The organism is Flavobacterium soyangense, assembly GCF_015277675.1.
GTDB classification, from domain to species: Bacteria; Bacteroidota; Bacteroidia; order Flavobacteriales; family Flavobacteriaceae; genus Flavobacterium; species Flavobacterium soyangense.
In genome coordinates this window covers 1-1,021 of record NZ_JADHEC010000096.1, presented here as the reverse complement: position 1 = coordinate 1,021, position 1,021 = coordinate 1, and the positions used below count along the sequence as shown (strand labels likewise).

Here is a 1,021-nt window from a genome sequence, read left to right as displayed (position 1 = left end):
TAAGAAAGAACAATCCGTTTTTCAACAAAGAACTTTAATTGTAGTTTAAATCACATATATTTACGCTCTGATTAACAAAATTGAGTCCGTTTGAGGGTTTTTAGACGAACTGGCGTTGTGCGCAACCTTAACCGAACTGAATCTAAAAACAGAAATTTATATGGCAAATACAACAGAAGTGGTAATGACAACAAAAGACTATTTTGAAATTGCATTTTGGATTGTTAGTTTATTGATATTAGTTGTTACGGCTTTAGCTGTTTATTTTTCTCCCTTAAAAGCCGTTCAAATAGGGAGAAAACTAAATGACGAACAAATTCAACTGAAAGCCAAAAGCGACTTGTTTTTAACTCTTTTTTCTTTGCGTGGAAACCCAACGGCATACACATTTGTAAACGCCTTAAATCAGATTGACATTGTATTTCAAGACGAACTTGCTGTTTTAACTGCTTGGGATAAGTTATATGATTCGATGAACAATAAGAATTTAACAAATCCAAATGAAATCTGGAATTTATTAAGGACTGACCTACTTTCGGAGATGGCAATATCTTTGGGCTATAAGAAATTAAAACAGACTGCAATTCAGAAAAGTTACACTCCGATTGCTCACGAGAATGATAGTATTGAGAATTGGAATCATCAACAGGCGGAGAAACAGTTTTTTGAAACTGGGACGAAGATGCACAATATTTGGATTGAGAATTATTTGGCAAGTCAACAAACCCGAACGGACGAAATAGAAAAGGTATAATAGTCATAATTGAATGTATTAGTAAATAAAAAGGCAGACGCACAACAGCTGTTTTGATATAGCTGGAATTTAGTGGAATTACCGTTTCGCATCATAATTCTGCAAAACCAAAAACTGAAAGATTACGAATTTCCAGCCATCTCAAAGCAGCGGGACGTCAAACTGTCTAAAAACCTTCCTTTCCAATGTTTATTCTTTTGTATTAAAAATCGTTCAAAATATTTGGATAACTCCTTAGTTTTCTTTATCTTTAAGCAAGTATTTATC

At 33.5% G+C, this 1,021-nt stretch carries 1 protein-coding gene; it reads left to right on the top strand.

Annotation, left to right across the window (positions count from 1 at the left end):
- Window positions 1-160: 160 nt before the first annotated feature.
- Window positions 161-754, top strand: a complete 594-nt coding sequence (locus tag IR213_RS16160; protein ID WP_194313307.1) for a DUF6680 family protein — start codon at window positions 161-163, stop codon at window positions 752-754.
- The last annotated feature ends 267 nt before the right edge of the window (window positions 755-1,021 follow it).

What these genes read in the sequence shown, in the direction of transcription:
- IR213_RS16160 (WP_194313307.1), top strand. Translation starts at nt 161, where the DNA reads ATGGCAAATACAACAGAAGTGGTAATGACAACAAAAGACTATTTTGAA.